This is a genomic window from Halopseudomonas sp., assembly GCF_036960865.1.
Lineage (GTDB): Bacteria > Pseudomonadota > Gammaproteobacteria > Pseudomonadales > Pseudomonadaceae > Halopseudomonas.
Map to the genome: position 1 here is coordinate 135296 of NZ_JBALWE010000001.1, position 16357 is coordinate 151652.

Genomic DNA, 16357 nt, shown 5'->3' on the forward strand with positions numbered 1-16357 from the left:
GCTCAGCCAGCCACCAGAAAACGTTGCTCGCGCACGAAGCGGGTCACGCCCGCGCGATCCAGATACTCCAGCACCTGAATGGTCAGGTTGCGGCCGATGCCCGAGGCATCACGGTACTGGGCCGCATTGAAACTGCCGGACGGCGAGTCTGCCACTAACTGTCGCGCCAGCGCTACCAACCCTTCCACCTGTGATGGCAGGTAATAACGGTTGGGTGCCACGGCAATCAGCTCGCCAGAGCGCTGCATGCGCAGCAAAAAGGCCTTGAGTGCTCCCAGCTCCATCTCCAGCGCGGTCGCCAACTCGCCAACAATCGGCGGTCGCAAGCCGCATGGCGCCAGTTCATCAACCACCCGCGCCAGCAGCTCGGCATCACCCGGCTGCAGCTGCGGTCGGTGCTGCGGCAGGTGCACTGCCCAGGCGGTGCGCTGCAACCGCCCTTCGGTCTGCCAGCGCTGCAGCAGTTGGCGCGCCAGCGGTAACGGCAGTTGCAGACAGCCCACCAAGCCGATCTGCCCTTCCCCCGGCCCAAGCAACTCGGGATGCTGCTGGTGCCAATCGGCCAGACGCGCAGCCAGTTGCTGCCAGCGCGCCTCACAAGTCCGCTCGGTCAGCGCAACCCGCTGGCCAGCCGCTGACAGCACGGTCAGCCCGGCATCCGGGAGCAGTTGCTCAAGCTGCTCGGCGGACAGATTCAGTTTCAGCGCCAGTTCGGGCAACGCCACCGCGCCCTGCTGCAGCGCTGCGGCCAGCACCTCACTCGACGTGCTGGCGTTCGACCAGGCAGCCAGCAGGGCCAACCGCTGCGGCTTGCTGCGGCCGCGCCCCACACCCTGCGGATCCAGTACCCGGCCGCCACCCAGCGTGGTGTTGGCCGCCGGGTCGCGGATGATAAAGCGATCACCCCAGACCGCAGGCACCGGTTGCTCCAGCATCAGCTGCGCCAGTCCCGCTGCCTCATCCAGCAGCACCACCCGAACCGGATGAACAGCGGTGCCCAAATGCAGCTGCAGCACGCCGCGGTGCCAATGGCTGTCGGGTAACTGCGAGAGGGAAACATCCAGCCGATCACTGAGCGGCAACACCTGCTCGCTCAGCCAATCGCCGCGCTGGGGTTGGTCCGCCGACACCGCGCCACCCAGATTGAGCGCACAGCGTTGCCCCGCGCGTACCTCGGCGACCTCACTGGAGGCCCGTTGCAGGCTGCGCACCCGCACCTCCTGCCCATGCAGCCAGAGCTTTTGCCCCACCTGCAGACGACCGCTGACCAACGTGCCGGTCACCACGCAACCCGCCCCGGCGATGCTGAAGCGGCGGTCGATCATAAAGCGCGCCGGGCTGTCGCTCGACCGCGCCTCACGCTGTTTTGCCTGTTGCTGCAGCGCCTGACGCAGCGCGTCAATGCCCTGCCCGCTGGTGCTGGATACCGGCCAAATACGAGCCGCGGGCCAACCCGCCTCGGCCGCCAGCGCCTGTACCTGCTCGGCGACCCGCTGCTGTTGAGCAGCATCCACCAGATCGCAGCGGCTGATCACCAGCGCAAGCTCGCGTACACCAAGCAGCTGCAAAATCGCCAGATGCTCGCGGGTCTGCGGCATCACGCCGTCATCGGCCGCTACTACCAGCAGCGCCATATCCACCCCGGCAACCCCCGCCAGCATGGTGCCGATAAAGCGCTCATGGCCTGGCACATCGATAAACCCCAACGGCTCGTCGGTCTCGCTCGGCAACCAGGCAAACCCCAGTTCGATGGTCAGCCCGCGGCGCTTTTCTTCGGCCAGCCGGTCGGTGTCTACCCCGGTAAGGGCACGAATCAATGAGGTCTTGCCGTGGTCAACGTGCCCGGCGGTGGCAATGATCACCCGGCCGCTCCCAGCGCGATACGCAGCTCTTGCGGGTCTTCCAGACAGCGGCAATCGAGCAGCAGACTGTCGTCGGCAATCCGGCCGATCACCGGCTGCGGCAACTGTCGCAGGCGCTCTGCCAACTGCCGCAGCGCGCGGCTGCGCTCACGCCGATTGCCACTGGTGCTGCACACACGCAGCGCCGCACTCGGCAGCACATCGAGCGGCAGCGAGCCGGAGCCGATCTGGCTGCTGACCGCGCAAACATCTACCGCAAAGCCCTCCCCTGCCCAGCGCTGCAAATCAGGCAGCAGCGCCGCGCAGGTTTGCTGAATCGACTCGGCACTGCGGGTCAGCAGACGCAGGGTCGGTACCCGCTGCACCAGGGTGTCCGGGTCGGCATACAAGCGCAGCACCGCTTCCAGTGCGGCGAGGGTCAGCTTGTCGCAACGCAGTGCCCGTTTCAGCGGGCTCTTGCGGATGCGCGCGATCAGGTCCGCACGGCCTGCGATGATGCCGGCCTGCGGCCCGCCGAGCAGTTTGTCGCCACTGAAGGTGACCACGTCGACGCCTTCGGCCAGCACCTGCGCGACCACCGGTTCGGCCGGCAGCCCCAGCGCCTGCAGGTCGATCAGCGAGCCGCTGCCCAGATCCACCGCCAGCGGTACCTGATGCTCACGGGCAATCGCCGCCAGCTGCGCCTCGCTGAGCGCGGTACTGAAGCCTTCGATGCGGTAGTTGCTGGTGTGTGCCTTGAGCAGCAGCGCGGTACGCGGGCCAACGGCTTCGCTGTAGTCGCGCGGGTGGGTGCGGTTGGTGGCACCAACCTCGCGCAGCTTGCAGCCGGCGCGGGCCATGATGTCCGGCAGGCGGAAGGAACCACCGATTTCGATCAGCTCACCGCGCGAGACCACCACCTCGCGGCGGTTCGCCAGCGCGTTGAGCACCAGCAGCACGGCAGCGGCGTTGTTGTTGACCACGGTCGCGGCCTCGGCGCCGGTCAGGCGGCAGATCCATTGTTCGACGTGATCGTCACGGTCGCCACGTTGCCCGCTGGCGAGCTCGAACTCCAGATTGCTCGCCCCGAGCGCGACCGCGTTCATCGCCGCCACCGCTTCCGGCGGCAAGGGCGCGCGGCCGAGATTGGTATGCAGCACGGTCCCGGTCAGGTTCAGCACCGGGCGCATGGAGGGCGCCAGCGTCGCCAGCAGGTGCTGACGCAGCCAATGCACCAGCGCCTCGTCGTCGCTGATCTGGCCGTCGCGCCACCGCTGCAGCGCGGCACGCACGCCATCGAGCACCAGCGCGCGGCCGTGATCGGCAATCAGTTGCTGCACCAGCGGCCAGGCCAGTACCCGGTCGACCGCTGGCGGTCGGTTGATGGCGGCCGTCATGCGGCCACCTGCGGCTCAGTCTGCGTCGCCGCTTTGCAGCAGGCGCAGAATCTCTGCCAGCGCGCCATCAGCAAGCGCGCGCATTTCATCGTCGGTGCGGTCCTGGATCGGATGCGGAACAAAGACCATGGCCGGATCAAAGCCAAGGGCCTTCGACTGCAACGCCGCGGCCTGTACAAATTCACTGGAGGCAACCCCTACTCCCGGGATCTGACGTGACTCCAGGTCTGCGATGTCATGCATACAGCACGACGTGCAAGACCCTCAGTCGGCCAGACCTTCCACCAGCAGATCCACCTCGGCGGCCATCTGCTGTTTGAGTTCGGTTGGGGCAATGCGGGTGAAGGTCGGCTTGTTATAGCGCTTCACCGCAATACCCATGGCTGCCAGCTGCTCCTCGATACGGTCGAGGAAGACATTGCCGCGTGGCTTGGAAATGTCGAGCAGACCGACCACCTTGCCTTCAAGGCTGGCGGGACGGGCCAGACGCGCACGCTGCGCCGGCGCCCGTTCCGCGGTCGGATCGAGCACAATGCTGTGGTTCATGACGTTACCTCACGTGTTACCGGAGACGAACCGACCGGGCCTGACGCAGCCCAGCCGGCAATAATGGCGGAGAACAGGCCGGCGGTGCCGCCAGCCCTGACGATCAACAACCCGCCCGGACGGAACTTGGGCACCTGCTGATCCTTGAAACGTTCGGGAATACCCTCGGCGATGCCACCGGCACCGGCCACCAGCTCGGCACCGGGCGCCAGCAACAGCTTCTCGAGTTCTTCGCGCAGCCGCTGTTTCGACCAGCCCGCCTCGATAAAGACCCGCGCATGTTCGGGCGACACCACCAGCACCGCGTCACCGGCCATCGCCAGCTTGGCGTGGTCCACCGTGCGCAGCGACAGGGCGAAGGAGCGCGCCAGCGATTCGGGGTCGCGCGACTTCTGATCAACGATGCCCTGCACGCCCTCACCGGGGAACAGGGTCACCGCCGAGCGACCGGCCTCGATGCCGCGCTCCTGCGCCAGCGGCAGCCAGTCGGCGTCTTCGGCCTCGGCAAAACAGAAACTGTACTTGCCGGGATTGCCCAGGGTTGCGCGGTCGATTTCACCGGGGCGACCACCGCCGACATTGCGAATGAGCAGTTGCAGCGCACGGCCAATGGTGGCGTTGGCGCGGTTGCCCTGACCCAGCGCGTTGACGCCGGAGTTCATGCCTATGGCGCGCGCGGCGGGGCCGTTGACCACGATCATCGGGCTGCCGAACATGGTGGTGCAGATCAGGCCGTGCAGGCCGAATTCATCGGTCAGTGCCGCTTCCAGCGCAGCCAGCAGCACCGGCATGTATTCCGGCTTACAGCCGGCCAGTACCGCATTGATCGCAACTTTTTCGACGGTCACCGGCACCAGGTCCGGCGGCATTAACCCAACCACTTCGTCGGGCTGGCGGCTGGTGCCCTTGAGCATGCGCAGCACCCGCACAGGGGTCGGCGGCACCACCGGCAGGCCATCGCTCCAGCCGCGTTCGAAGCAGGCTTCCATTGGGTCTTCGGCACTACCCATGTCGATCTCGCGCGACTGCAGGCGAATATCGCCAAAGGCCAGCTCCAGCTCTTCGCTGATACCCGGCTCCAGTGTCTTCGAGCCGCAGCCCGGACGCATCACCGGCAGCGCTTCACCCAGATCGGCCAAGCCGGTCAGCTGGCGCCAGTCTTCCTTGTGCCAGCCGTAGGTACGCTCGACCTCTTCACCGTTCTCGACGCGAATCAGCGTCGGCACAAACTCGATGCCGAGGTGGAAGGAGTGTTCGAGCGTCTTGTCGTACAGGGAGGACGGCAGGTCCGCGGCGTAGTCAGCCGAATCCTGCGCGTAAACCGTCAGTGGGCCGGCCTCGGCAATCTCGGCCAGCAGCGGTTCGACCAGTCGGCAGGTCGGGCAATCGGCCTTGGCCACTACAATCAGGCCGTCCGGTAGTGCTGTACTCATGGGGCGCCTTTTACGGTCTTGTGTCTCTTGGATGAAACAGCATAGGCCTGCAACAAGGGGATGCCAACCGGTGAGCGGGCGTCATGCACAGGCTGATTGACCCATTATCACTGTGGCGGCACCCCGGCCTTTACCGTCGCTACGACGCCCCGTCAGCGCACCCGGTTCAGACTCTTTACCGTCAGATCCAGCGCCTTGTACATATCCAGCCGGGCCGAACGGCCGACATCCGGATTGTTCAACTCGTGGGCTCGCTCGGACGGCAGTATGGGTGCGGTCAGATCGTCACCCTCTGTGGGCTCAAAGTCGTATTCCTCACCAATGGTCATGGCGCTGCGGCGCAGCAGCATGCGCAACTGATCCGGCTCCAGTTCCGGGTTGATCGACAGCATGGCGGCCAACAGACCTGCCACCAAGGGAGTGGCGTAGGAAGTACCGCAGTGCACCTCGCCCTCCTCGCCTTCCTGGGCGGTGGAGCCATGCACACAAGCGGCGGCGGTGATGTCGACCCGCATGTCGATATTGGAGGCCTTGCGTTTGCTGGCATACCGCGGATCTTCAACGGGCACATCCTTGTCGCTGCGTTCGTGGCCGCCAACCACAAACAGTTGGTCGGTCACGAAGGAGGACGGCAGGCGGTACTCATCACGCCCGGAAAACGAGGAGCCATTGCCGGCGGAATTCACCACCACCACGTCCGGATGCGCCTGACGCAGCCACAGGAAGAACTCTTCCAACAGCTCCTCATAGCCACTCATGGCGATACCGGAGCGCACGAGCGAGTCAATGGGGTCGCCATTCACATCAATGGCGCCAACCCGATGAATGCCCCAACTCCAGTTGATCACGCGGGCGCCGTCTTCCACCAGATTGACCGACGCCGCCACGTTGGCAGTAATACCTGCATCGGAATCGCGCGCCACTATCACATCAAATCCTGGGCCCACCTTGTCTAGCCCGCGCAGAAAACCGCTGTTGCCGCCCTGGTTCCACGCGGCAGCAAGAATCCCGCTCACAGTGCTGCCGTGGCCGTCCGGCCGATCGGCATCGCGCGCATAGAGGCAGGTACGCTGGCGATTCTTACGACAGTCGCCCACGTAATCGGCAAAATCCGGGCTGTCGAAATCCACGTCGCGTTCGATCACGCCGATACGCACCGGGTGGGTTTGCACCCTGTGCTCATCCTTTTGCAAGCGCCGTTGATAGAAATTCACCGCATCGAGAAAACGATTGGACGCCCATTCTTCATTGTCACCCGGCGGCGGCGCAGCACTGTCGGACTCAAGGCTCTCCTCCGCGCCCGACTCTTCGATCACGACCGCATCCACACTCACCTCGCCGCCCAGGCGCAACACGGTGGCGTCCCGTTCATCAAGATTTTTTGCCGCCAGCCGCAGCTGATAGGTATTGAGCGGCGGAATCATTCCTACAACCTTGGCACCATACTTTTCCGCTAGCCGCTGCGCCTCCTTGGCGCCCTCGTAGTCCTCTTCAATAATCACGCTGACCAGGTCGACATAGGTCGTCAGGCCGTCGCTGTTTTTCGTTACCTCATCCGCGGTGGCAGCGACCACATGGCTGGTGCCAAGCGTGAGCCAAACCGGGTTGCTGCGTCGGCCCTGCTGCTCCAGCAGCAAGGGGCCGCTTTGCTTGCCCTGCGCATCGATTTGCAGCTGCAGCGATGCGTCATCACCTGAGGCCGAGGCCGTGGGCAGAAGCTCGCCGTTGAGCGTTGCCTGCCACGCCCCCGTCTGCAAACCATGCACCTGCAGGCAGAAGGTCTGTTTGCGGGTTTCCAACAGATCACCGCAGCGTTGGAGCTGCTGTATACGAATCGGCTCTTGCGCCGTGGCAGTCAATGGCAGCGCCAGCAGCAGTAGCGCTGGCCACCACCGGCGTTGCTTCGTGGGAAAGGTGTAGCGCATTCAGATCTCCAGGAAGGTCGGCGGCCAGCTGCCACCGGGTTGGGTCATCAGATCGATAACCTTCCGACCCGCAAAGCGGCGATTGTTTCCATCAGTTGATCAACACCTGGGAGCAGCCCAAGCGCTACCTTGCCGGAGGGCGCGCTTGGCGTACCCGACCGGCGGAGCCCTTTAGCATAGGGTCAACAGCTTGTTAAACCACATCCCCGTACTAGGCCCAAACGAGTTGGCCCTAGGCAATCCAGGCTGACGCAGCACCCTCTATCAACCATGCACGCCAAGGAACTCACATGAAGCATTCACATCTATCAGCACAGGGAGTGAGACGTGCCGGTGCTATCGCCTTTAGCCTAGCTACCGCTCTCATGCTCATGCCCGCCCAGGCAGCAGAAGAGAAAAAACCCAACATTCTGGTCATCTTCGGCGATGACATCGGCATGTGGAACGTCGGCGCCTATACCCACGGCATGATGGGGCGAACCCCCAACATCGACAGCATTGCCGATGACGGCATTCTGTTTACCGACCACTACGGTCAACCCAGCTGTACCGCCGGGCGTGCGGCCTTCATTACCGGCCAGTTACCGGTACGCACAGGAATGACGCCCATCGGCATCCCCGGCTCGGAACGCGATATCCAGGCCTCTGACCCAACCCTGGCGCAAGTGCTCAAAGCCGATGGTTACAACACTGCCCAATTCGGCAAAAACCACCTGGGCGACCGCAACGAGTTCCTGCCCACGGTAAACGGCTTCGACGAGTGGTTCGGTAACCTCTACCACCTGAACGCAGAAGAAGAGCCCGAGCAGCTCAACTATCCAGGCCAGAAGAACCCGGACTACCTCAAGCAATACGGGCCACGTGGCGTGCTGCGCACTGTTGCCACCGATGTAGACGACCCGACCGAAGATCCCAAGTTCGGCAGGGTCGGCAGACAAACCATCGAAAACACCGGCCCCTTGACCCGCGAGCGGATGGAAACCTTTGACGGTGAAGTGCTGGACGCCACGCTTGATTACCTCGACCGCAAGGGTAAGGACGAAAAGCCCTTCTTTGTCTGGTTCAACACCACCGCGATTCACATCTGGTCGCACCCGCAGAACCAATACATTCAGCAAGCAGTAGACGAGGGTCGCGCCGAGTCGGACATCGTCCGCGCGAAGATGCTGGAGCATGATGAGCAGGTGGGCGCGCTGCTGGCCAAGCTCGACGAGCTGGGCGTCGCGGACAACACCATCGTGGTGTACACCACCGACAACGGCAATGAACTGATGATGTGGCCGGATGGCGGCTATGCGCCGTTCCGCGGTGAAAAGGGCACTACCTGGGAAGGTGGGATACGCGTGCCCATGCTGATCCGTTGGCCCGGAAAAATTCCGGCAGGCGTCACCGCCAACGGCATTCAGTCGCACGAAGATGTGTTCGCCACCCTGGCTGCCGCCGCCGGTTCGCCCGACATCAAAGAAGAATTGCTCGAAGGCCACAAGCTGAACGGCAAGAACTTCAAAGTCCATCTCGATGGTTATAACAACCTCGACTACTGGACCGGCGCCTCGGATACCTCTGCCCGTAAGGAGTTCTTCTACTACGACGAGACAGACCTTATGGCCATTCGCGTCAACGCCTGGAAGATGCACATCGGCGTAAAGCCCGACGGCAGCTGGTGGGATGAGAAGTACTACCCGAGCGTACCTTACGTATTCAATCTGCTGATGGACCCCGTGGAGAAAATGGATCCGCAGTCGCACGAATACGGCTATATCGGGCGCAAGTTCTTCGCGCAGAAAATGTGGGCACCGACTGCGGCTGGCCCCTATCTCGCGGCGCACCTGAAGAGCCTGCAGGAATTCCCGCCGAGCCAGGGCGCCGATACCCTGAGCCTGAAGAAGGGAATCGACGAGGCCGTGCGCAAGCTGTCCAACCCCAACGGTTCTTCCAACTAGCGAGTTCTGTTTTCTCGCAAAAAAGCCAACCACTGGCTTAAACCGAACGCCCATCGCACGCTAGCGTCGATGGGCGTTTTACTTGGCGGTGGCATTACTCCCCCGCCAGATTAGCGCGCTCGATACCACTCCACACCAGCGGCATCGTACTGCTGTTCGACGCAACCCTGGGCGATCAACCAGTTGAGGTTGGCGCGACTTTCGCCCGTGGCCAGTGCCAGCACGATGCCGTCATCCATGCCAATATCGCGACCAAACAGACACTTGAAGATATCGACACTGCGACGCGGCTCGCTCAACTGGGCCTGCAACTGCCGCAGCAAGTACTGTTGCGTCTGCACCAGATCGTTAATACGGGTATGCAGGCCGGCAAAACAGGCGTTGTGTGAGGGCAGCACCAGCACGCTGTCGCTGACCCGGTCACGGATCCGCAACATCGAGGTCATCCAATCGCCCAGCGGGTTAGCGTCCGGTTCGCTGGCCTGCACCGACACATTGGATGAAATCAGCGGCAATACCTGGTCGCCGGAGATGAACAAGTCCAACTCGGCGCAGTACAGGCAGGCGTGCTCGGCAGTATGCCCCTGGCCAACTATGACCTGCCAGGCGTGTTCACCTATGCTCAGCACATCCCCATCGCTGATACGCCGAAACGCTTGCGGCAGCGGAGACACCATACTGGTAATACCGCCGTAGTGGGTACTGAAGTACTCCAGCGCGGAGGCACTCCACCCCGCTCGGCGATAAAACTCCAGCTCCCGCGCCGGCGCCTCCCGGCCCTGCAAACGTGCGGCGTTACAGGCATGGTATTCGGTCTGTGGCATCCACAGTTGGCAGCCGAAGCGCTCGACCAGCCAGCCGGCCAGGCCAGCATGATCGGCATGACGATGGGTGCAGATCACACGCGTCACCGGTTGCCCGCCCAGCACTTCGTCAAACAGTTGCTCCCAGACGGCCATGGCCTGCTGCGTACAAACCCCGGTATCCACGAGCGTCCAGCCGTCGGTGTCACGCAACGCCCAGAGATTGACGTGATCAAGCTTGAACGGCAGCGGCATGCGAACCCACAACACGCCAGGCGCTAGTTCCAGGGTGGCGCCAAGTGCAGGCGTTGTGTACGGGTATATCAAACCTTCTGTAGCCATAATGCTATTGCTTCTTGGTGGGAGGACGGAGCGGTTCGCTAGCGAGACTGATTGTCCAGCAGCCGACGCGGGTGCATGCCATTGACCATGCCCATGAACGGGGGGTGAATCGAATAACCCAGCATGCGCTGAATATGCGCGCTGCACTCACGGGCCCGTTCGGGCGAAACCGAGAGGCTGAAGTTCTCCTGCTGACGCGCCCACGGCTCGCAATATTGCGCGGTGGCTGCCAGCCGAGGTTTGCTGCTGTAATTGGCACCGCCGCCATGCCAGAGCGTGCCAAGAAACAGCACCATGGAGCCCTTGGGCATGATAATCGGGATGCTTGATGCGCAGTCCTTTTCCGTCGGCACATGGCCGTCCCAGGTATGGCTGCGAGGAATCACCACGGTCGCACCATTCTCGGCGGTAAAGTCATCCAGCGCGATGATGGTCGCAGCGCCGAAATGCGCGCGCGGACGCGGCACGGGGTAGAAGGCGTCGTCGTGGTGCAGTGGCTGGGCCTGCTCACCCGGCAAAATGTTGATCACCTGCAACTGCGATAGCAGGTAATTGGGCGCCAGCACACGGTCGAGCAGACCCAGCACCAGCGGATGCTCGACCAGCGGATTGCACGCCAGCGTCTTGGAAATTACGCCATAGAGTCGCTGCGTTCGCGTGCCTTCAAACCCGTTACGCCCGCCCTGCTGCGGCAGCAACCCCAGTAGTTGCTGACGAATAGGCTCAAGCTGATCTTCAGCGACAATACGCTCAAGAATGACGTAGCCCTCACGCATGAGTGCCATATGCAGGCTGTCGAGTTCGGCCGCATCTACCGCCTGCTGACTGCCGGCAGTGGACTGATACGCCTTGGCATAGCCGCTTTTAAGGTACTCATCGTTACCGCTCAATACGCGCTGAGTCATTCCCGAGCCTCTCTTTTCGCCATTGGCCTTCGCGTATTGCACAGAGCCGCAACACGTCGGCAGACCTGAAAGATGAGTTGGCTAGCACAACAACAGGTGCCGCCTTTGCACCATTGTAGAGGGGAAGCTCCGCCCGATTAGCCTCCGCCCCCGGACGATCCTGCCAAACTCGGGACTGGACGAGGTGCTGTTAACGCCCTATTCAGCCAACAAATGATCAATCAGCGCGCGGGCAAACTGCGATATCGGCGTTTTGCGGCTGATGCAGATCTTCAAATCACGCTGGGCCCATCCGTCTTCAACCTCGATGATCGACAGCGGTTGCCGCCCGGACAGCTTGACCGCCTCGCGCGGCACCAGGCCGATGCCGACGCCAGCGGCGACCATGCGGCAGACCGCCTCGAAGCTGTTGACCTGCACTCGCACGTTCAGGTGTGTGCCCATGTTGGAGGCTGCGTTCATGGTGAAGGTATGAATGGCCGAGCCGGCATGCAGCATAACGAAGGGCTCGCCGGCCACTTCGGCAAACGAGAGAGAAGCCGAACTGGCCAAGCGATGCGCCGGCGCGGCTATCAGCACCAGCCGGTCAGCCCGGTAGGGCAACAGCTCGACCTCCTGATAATCATCGTAACCGGCAACGATGCCGATCTCCGCCTCGCCCCGGGCAACGCCAGCGAGAATATCCGCGCTGGTGTGCTCCTCCAGATTCACGCTGACCTGGGGTTGCTGCGCGAGGAACGCCGCCAGATCGTTGGGCAAGTAACTGTGAATCGCGTGGGTATTGGCCCACAGCCGCACATGCCCTTGCACACCTGCGGCATAGGGAGCCAGGTCCGAGTGCATCTGCTCCAGCCGGGCAAAGACCTGACGCGCATGGCGCAGAAAAATTTCGCCTGCGCGCGTCAGTTCAACGCCACGCGAGCGGCGATGCAGCAGCACTGTGCCGAGCGAGGCCTCCAGCATCTTGATGCGATGGCTCGCCGATGAGGGCGCCAGAAAAGATCGCTCAGCGCCATGGGTCAAGCTCCGGCACTCGGCGATGGCGATGAACAGACGCAGATCGGTCAGATTGTATTTCATATGAATTCGAAAAAGACGAACACTTGGATGGCGAAAAGGCAATTCTGCAAGAGCCAATGCAAGCATAGCATCCAATCTGTTGAACACATCGCGAAAGAGCCCAACATGACGCGCACCGCACTCAATCCCAGACAGTTCGGCCTCCTGCTTGCCGTGCTTGCCGCCTTCGGCTTTTCGTTCAAGGCGATCTTCGTCAAGCTCGCCTACCTGAGCGCACCGGTGGATGCGATCACGCTGCTCTCATTACGTATGCTGTTCTCGCTGCCGATGTTCCTGCTCAGCGGTTATGCCTACCTGCGCAACGGCCCGAAGCTCGGCGTCAGGGATTGGGCGCTGCTGGTGTTTCTTGGCCTGACCGGTTACTACGGCGCCTCGATTCTGGATTTTGCCGGACTGCAATACATCTCCGCCGGGCTGGAGCGGGTAATCCTGTTTACCTACCCGACAATCACCATCCTGATTGGCCTATTGTTTCTGGGCAAAGGTGCCAGCCCGCGCCTGATCGGCGCCTTGGCGCTTTGCTATGCGGGGGTAAGCCTGGTGTTCGTCAGTGATCATCAACTGGCAGAAGACAGCATTGCTCCCTGGCTCGGCGCTGCGCTGGTGTTCGCCTCGGCCGTGTCCTACGCCTGCTATACCGCCTTTGCCGAGGTCTCGATCGCCAAACTGGGTGCAGCACGCTTCTCGATTCTGGCGCTGATCGTATCGATAATCGCGGCGCAGGCGCACTTTCTGGTCACCAACCCGCTCAGCGACCTGATCCAGCCGCTGCCAATCTACGCCTACTGTGCCGGCATGGCGTTGTTTTCGACGGTACTGCCGATCTTCTTTCAGTCTGCGGCAATTCAGCGCATCGGCGCCGGGCCGACGGTATTGGTCGGCATGCTGGGGCCAGTGATGACCATTTTCTTCAGTTGGCTATTGCTGGCCGAGCCGCTCACCTGGGTACAGCTCGGTGGCACCGCCTTGGTAATTGCGGGGATCTATCTGATTCGCAAGACCTGAAGGGCGCTATCAACCCTCGCGCCACCAGTGGCTGCCGGCATGCGGTTCAGCCATAGGTAGCGGCTCCCCCATGCGCGGTGTGGTCAGTGCCACGCCGTGCTCATCCGCCAAGCGGTTAATCTGCTCAAAGGGGTCATCCCAGGTATGCATGGAGAGGTCAAAGGTGCCGTTGTGGATGGGGTACAACCAGCGCCCCTTGAGATCGAGAAACGCCTGCAGGGTCTGCTGCGGCAGCATGTGCACGTACTGCCAGCGCGGGTTGTAGGCGCCGGTTTCCAGAAACGCGATATCGAACGGGCCGTGGCGCTCACCGATCTCGCGAAAGCCATCGAAGTAGCCGGTATCACCACTGAAGAATATCGTCAGATCGCCTGTCTTGAGCACCCAGGAACACCACAACGTGCGGTTACCATCAGAAAAGCCGCGCCCGGAGAAGTGCTGCGCCGGGGTCGCCGTTGCCTGCACGCCGCCGATGCTGACGTCATTCCACCAGTCCAGTTCGCGCACCTTGCCCGGCGGCACGCCCCAACGCACCAGCGTGGCCCCTACTCCGAGCGGCGTAATGAACCGCTCGACCTTGTGCTGCAGCCGACAAATTGCAGCATGGTCCAGATGATCGTAGTGATTGTGTGAGAGCACCACCACCTTGATGGGCGGCAGCTCGTCAATCGAGATTGGCGGCGCATGGAAGCGCTTGGGGCCAAACCACTGCACCGGGGACGCGCGCTCGCTGAACACCGGATCGGTAAGCCAGAACTCGCCGTTCAGCTTGAACACCAAGCTCGAATGGCCCAGCCGCCAGACACTGTTATCTGGCGCTGCAAGCAGGTCATCGCGGGTCAGCGGCTGAACCGGAATCGGCCGCTTCGGCACCGTCCCATCCGGCTTGTTGAAGAGAAAATCGCGCCACAACGCCAGCCCCTGACCCAAGCCCATTGGCGCGCGTGACACCTTGTTGCGAAAGCGGTCGCCGCGAAACTGCGCAGACGCCGGGTACACCGGAAAGGCAGGTCGCAGGGTTCCACTGAGTGCAGCCCGCACCGCTGCCAACAACGACACCAGCACAGTGATCAGGCGCTGAGGCCGCCAATCGCGATACCGGCGGTCGGCCTTGTTGTCATCGGTAGGGTTATGGTTACTGTCATCTTGCTGCATAGCGGTTGCGCCTCTGGTAGCGGGCCTGGAGCTCTTGGGTGAGTCTCTGGCGGTGTTGCCTGCCCTGCCATGCTCTTTACATGGGGCTGGAAGCGCAGATTTCTACCCGGAAGCTTTGCCACAATTCACCCGCTGGTGGTGATGTGCAGTTCGGGTAAGCGCCGGAAGCGGCTGCGGTTGGGTAGGTCTGTTGGCGGTGAGCTCGGCTGATAAAGCAAAACGCCCAGCCAGGTGAACACCATGCAAGCTGAAGCTTCGTCAGAGATTATTCGGCGCTCGCGCCTCACCCGCCTAACGGCGGGCCGCCGTCGCTGCGCTCTGGCGTTCCTTCACCTGCTGCGCAGGCTCGGTCGAACGAGGGTTCTCACCGAGAGCTCGCCTGATAAAGCAAAACGCCCAGCTGGGCTGGGCGTTTTGCTTTATTGGCGGAGAGTCAGTCCTACAAATACCATTCTATTCATGTCTACTCAAATCCATTAAAAGAACCATAAACACCCACAAATCATAGTATTCATGGGCATTACAGCCTAATATATGTCCAACAAGCACTAAAGCACCCTCTTACCTTCCACCATCCTAGTGGGGGATCAAATGGGGGATCAGCTGAGAATGTGGGGGATCAGACATGGCGGACCGGGCTGCAAACAAGCTGAAATCCAAGCAGGTGGAAAGCCTGACCGATCCGGGCACCTATGAAGACGGCAACGGCCTGCGCCTGGTGGTCAGCAAGACTGGCCGCAAGTCGTGGGTGTTCCGCTACCAGATCAACGGCAAGCGCCGTGAAATGGGGCTAGGCAAATACCCTGGCCGCTCACTGGAGAACGCCCGCAATGATGCTGAGGACGCCCGCCGACAGATCGCCAGCGGCATTGACCCTATCGACGCCGCCAATGCAGAGCGTGAAGCCAAGCAGGCCGCCGCGATGATCGCAGCCGCCAAGCTGATCACCTTTGACCAAGTGGCCGCCGACTACATTGCAGCGCACCGTCCCGGCTGGAAGAACGCCAAGCACGCCCAGCAATGGGAAAACACCCTGAACACCTACGCTTCGCCCTTCATTGGCAAGCTGTCACCCGGCGACATAACCACCGAGCACGTATTGCAGGTGCTGCAACCGATCTGGACCACCAAGCCAGAGACCGCCAGCCGCGTGCGCAATCGCATTGAACTGGTATTGGACGCCGCCAAGGCCCGACGCCTGCGCGAAGGCGAGAACCCCGCACGCTGGCGCGGGCATCTGGACAAGCTGTTGCCCAAGCGTGAAAAGGTGCAAGCCGTTAAGCATCACGCTGCCCTGCCCTGGGCTGAACTGCCTGCCTTCATGGCCAAGCTGCGCACACTGGACAAGGTGACGTTCAAGGCTATGCAAATGACCATCCTCACCGCCTGCCGTACCAGTGAAGTACTGGGCGCAACGTGGGACGAGATAGACCTACAAGCCCGCGTATGGACCGTGCCGGCTGAACGCATGAAGATGCGCAAGGAACACCGCGTGCCGCTCGCTGATGCGCTCGTGGCGCTGCTGGAGCAATTACCACGGTACGACGATAACCCGCACCTATTCCCCGGCATGAAAGCAGGCAAGCCTTTAAGCAATATGGCTATGCTAATGGGGCTGCGATACATCGAGCGCGACGACCTGACCATGCACGGCTTTCGCTCTACCTTCCGCGACTGGGCCGGCGAATGCACACCGCACCCGCGTGACGTCTGCGAGCAGGCGTTAGCCCATAGCCTGGGCAACGCAGTAGAGGCCGCTTACCGGCGTGGGGACCTGTTCGAGAAGCGCCGAGCGCTGATGGATGATTGGGCGCACTACATCACCACCGCGCCAACGGAAAAAGTGATTCAGGGGAATTTTTCAAAGAAGTCTGGATGATCGAGTCAGATTAAACGAGTTCGACCAGCCTAGCTCGACGGGGCGAAAAACGGATCACCTACCCGCCTGGCTGGTTGATTTAGTAGGTCGCCTGAGGAGGCGC

Annotated in this window: 12 protein-coding genes; 3 read left to right on the forward strand and 9 right to left on the reverse strand. The window is 62.1% G+C overall.

Going from position 1 to position 16357, the window contains the following annotated elements:
- Nucleotides 1-2: 2 nt before the first annotated feature.
- From selB to V7747_RS00555, 5 genes are all read right to left on the reverse strand, one after another.
- On the reverse strand, nucleotides 3-1862 hold the full coding sequence (gene selB, locus V7747_RS00535; protein ID WP_335614116.1) for a selenocysteine-specific translation elongation factor: 1860 nt from the start codon (nucleotides 1860-1862) through the stop codon (nucleotides 3-5).
- On the reverse strand, nucleotides 1859-3238 hold the full coding sequence (gene selA / locus V7747_RS00540) for an L-seryl-tRNA(Sec) selenium transferase (RefSeq protein WP_335614117.1): 1380 nt from the start codon (nucleotides 3236-3238) through the stop codon (nucleotides 1859-1861). Before selA ends, selB begins: the two co-directional genes overlap by 4 nt.
- A gap of 15 nt (nucleotides 3239-3253) precedes the next feature.
- A complete protein-coding gene (locus V7747_RS00545; RefSeq protein WP_276527218.1) occupies nucleotides 3254-3784 on the reverse strand; it encodes a UGSC family (seleno)protein in 531 nt (176 codons plus the stop codon).
- Nucleotides 3781-5217, reverse strand: a complete 1437-nt coding sequence (locus V7747_RS00550; protein WP_335614118.1) for a thioredoxin family protein — start codon at nucleotides 5215-5217, stop codon at nucleotides 3781-3783. Before V7747_RS00550 ends, V7747_RS00545 begins: the two co-directional genes overlap by 4 nt.
- 152 nt (nucleotides 5218-5369) lie before the next feature.
- Nucleotides 5370-7142 carry a S8/S53 family peptidase gene (locus tag V7747_RS00555; RefSeq protein WP_335614119.1) on the reverse strand — a complete coding sequence of 591 codons (1773 nt, stop codon included), beginning with the start codon at nucleotides 7140-7142 and terminating at the stop codon, nucleotides 5370-5372.
- A 290-nt stretch (nucleotides 7143-7432) separates the two neighbouring features.
- Here V7747_RS00555 and V7747_RS00560 point away from each other — a divergent pair, with 290 nt between their 5' ends.
- Nucleotides 7433-9085: an arylsulfatase gene (locus tag V7747_RS00560; RefSeq protein ID WP_335614120.1), complete on the forward strand. Its 1653-nt coding sequence runs from the start codon at nucleotides 7433-7435 to the stop codon at nucleotides 9083-9085.
- Between the two features lie 110 nt (nucleotides 9086-9195).
- On the opposite strand, the gene V7747_RS00565 is transcribed toward V7747_RS00560, so the two are convergent.
- The 3 genes from V7747_RS00565 to V7747_RS00575 form a co-directional block, all read right to left on the reverse strand.
- Nucleotides 9196-10230 (reverse strand): MBL fold metallo-hydrolase, encoded by a 1035-nt coding sequence (locus tag V7747_RS00565; protein WP_335614121.1) that lies wholly within the window; start codon nucleotides 10228-10230, stop codon nucleotides 9196-9198.
- Nucleotides 10231-10268: 38 nt separating this feature from the next.
- A complete protein-coding gene (locus tag V7747_RS00570) occupies nucleotides 10269-11135 on the reverse strand; it encodes a phytanoyl-CoA dioxygenase family protein (protein WP_335614122.1) in 867 nt (288 codons plus the stop codon).
- Between the two features lie 198 nt (nucleotides 11136-11333).
- Nucleotides 11334-12215 carry a LysR family transcriptional regulator gene (locus V7747_RS00575; protein ID WP_335614123.1) on the reverse strand — a complete coding sequence of 294 codons (882 nt, stop codon included), beginning with the start codon at nucleotides 12213-12215 and terminating at the stop codon, nucleotides 11334-11336.
- A gap of 105 nt (nucleotides 12216-12320) precedes the next feature.
- Between V7747_RS00575 and V7747_RS00580 the strand changes: the two genes are divergently transcribed.
- On the forward strand, nucleotides 12321-13220 hold the full coding sequence (locus tag V7747_RS00580; protein ID WP_335614124.1) for a DMT family transporter: 900 nt from the start codon (nucleotides 12321-12323) through the stop codon (nucleotides 13218-13220).
- Nucleotides 13221-13229: 9 nt separating this feature from the next.
- On the opposite strand, the gene V7747_RS00585 is transcribed toward V7747_RS00580, so the two are convergent.
- Nucleotides 13230-14375 (reverse strand): MBL fold metallo-hydrolase, encoded by a 1146-nt coding sequence (locus V7747_RS00585; protein ID WP_335614125.1) that lies wholly within the window; start codon nucleotides 14373-14375, stop codon nucleotides 13230-13232.
- 625 nt (nucleotides 14376-15000) lie between these two features.
- Here V7747_RS00585 and V7747_RS00590 point away from each other — a divergent pair.
- Entirely contained in the window at nucleotides 15001-16254 is a 1254-nt protein-coding gene (locus tag V7747_RS00590) for a tyrosine-type recombinase/integrase (RefSeq protein WP_335614126.1), read from the forward strand.
- The last annotated feature ends 103 nt before the right edge of the window (nucleotides 16255-16357 follow it).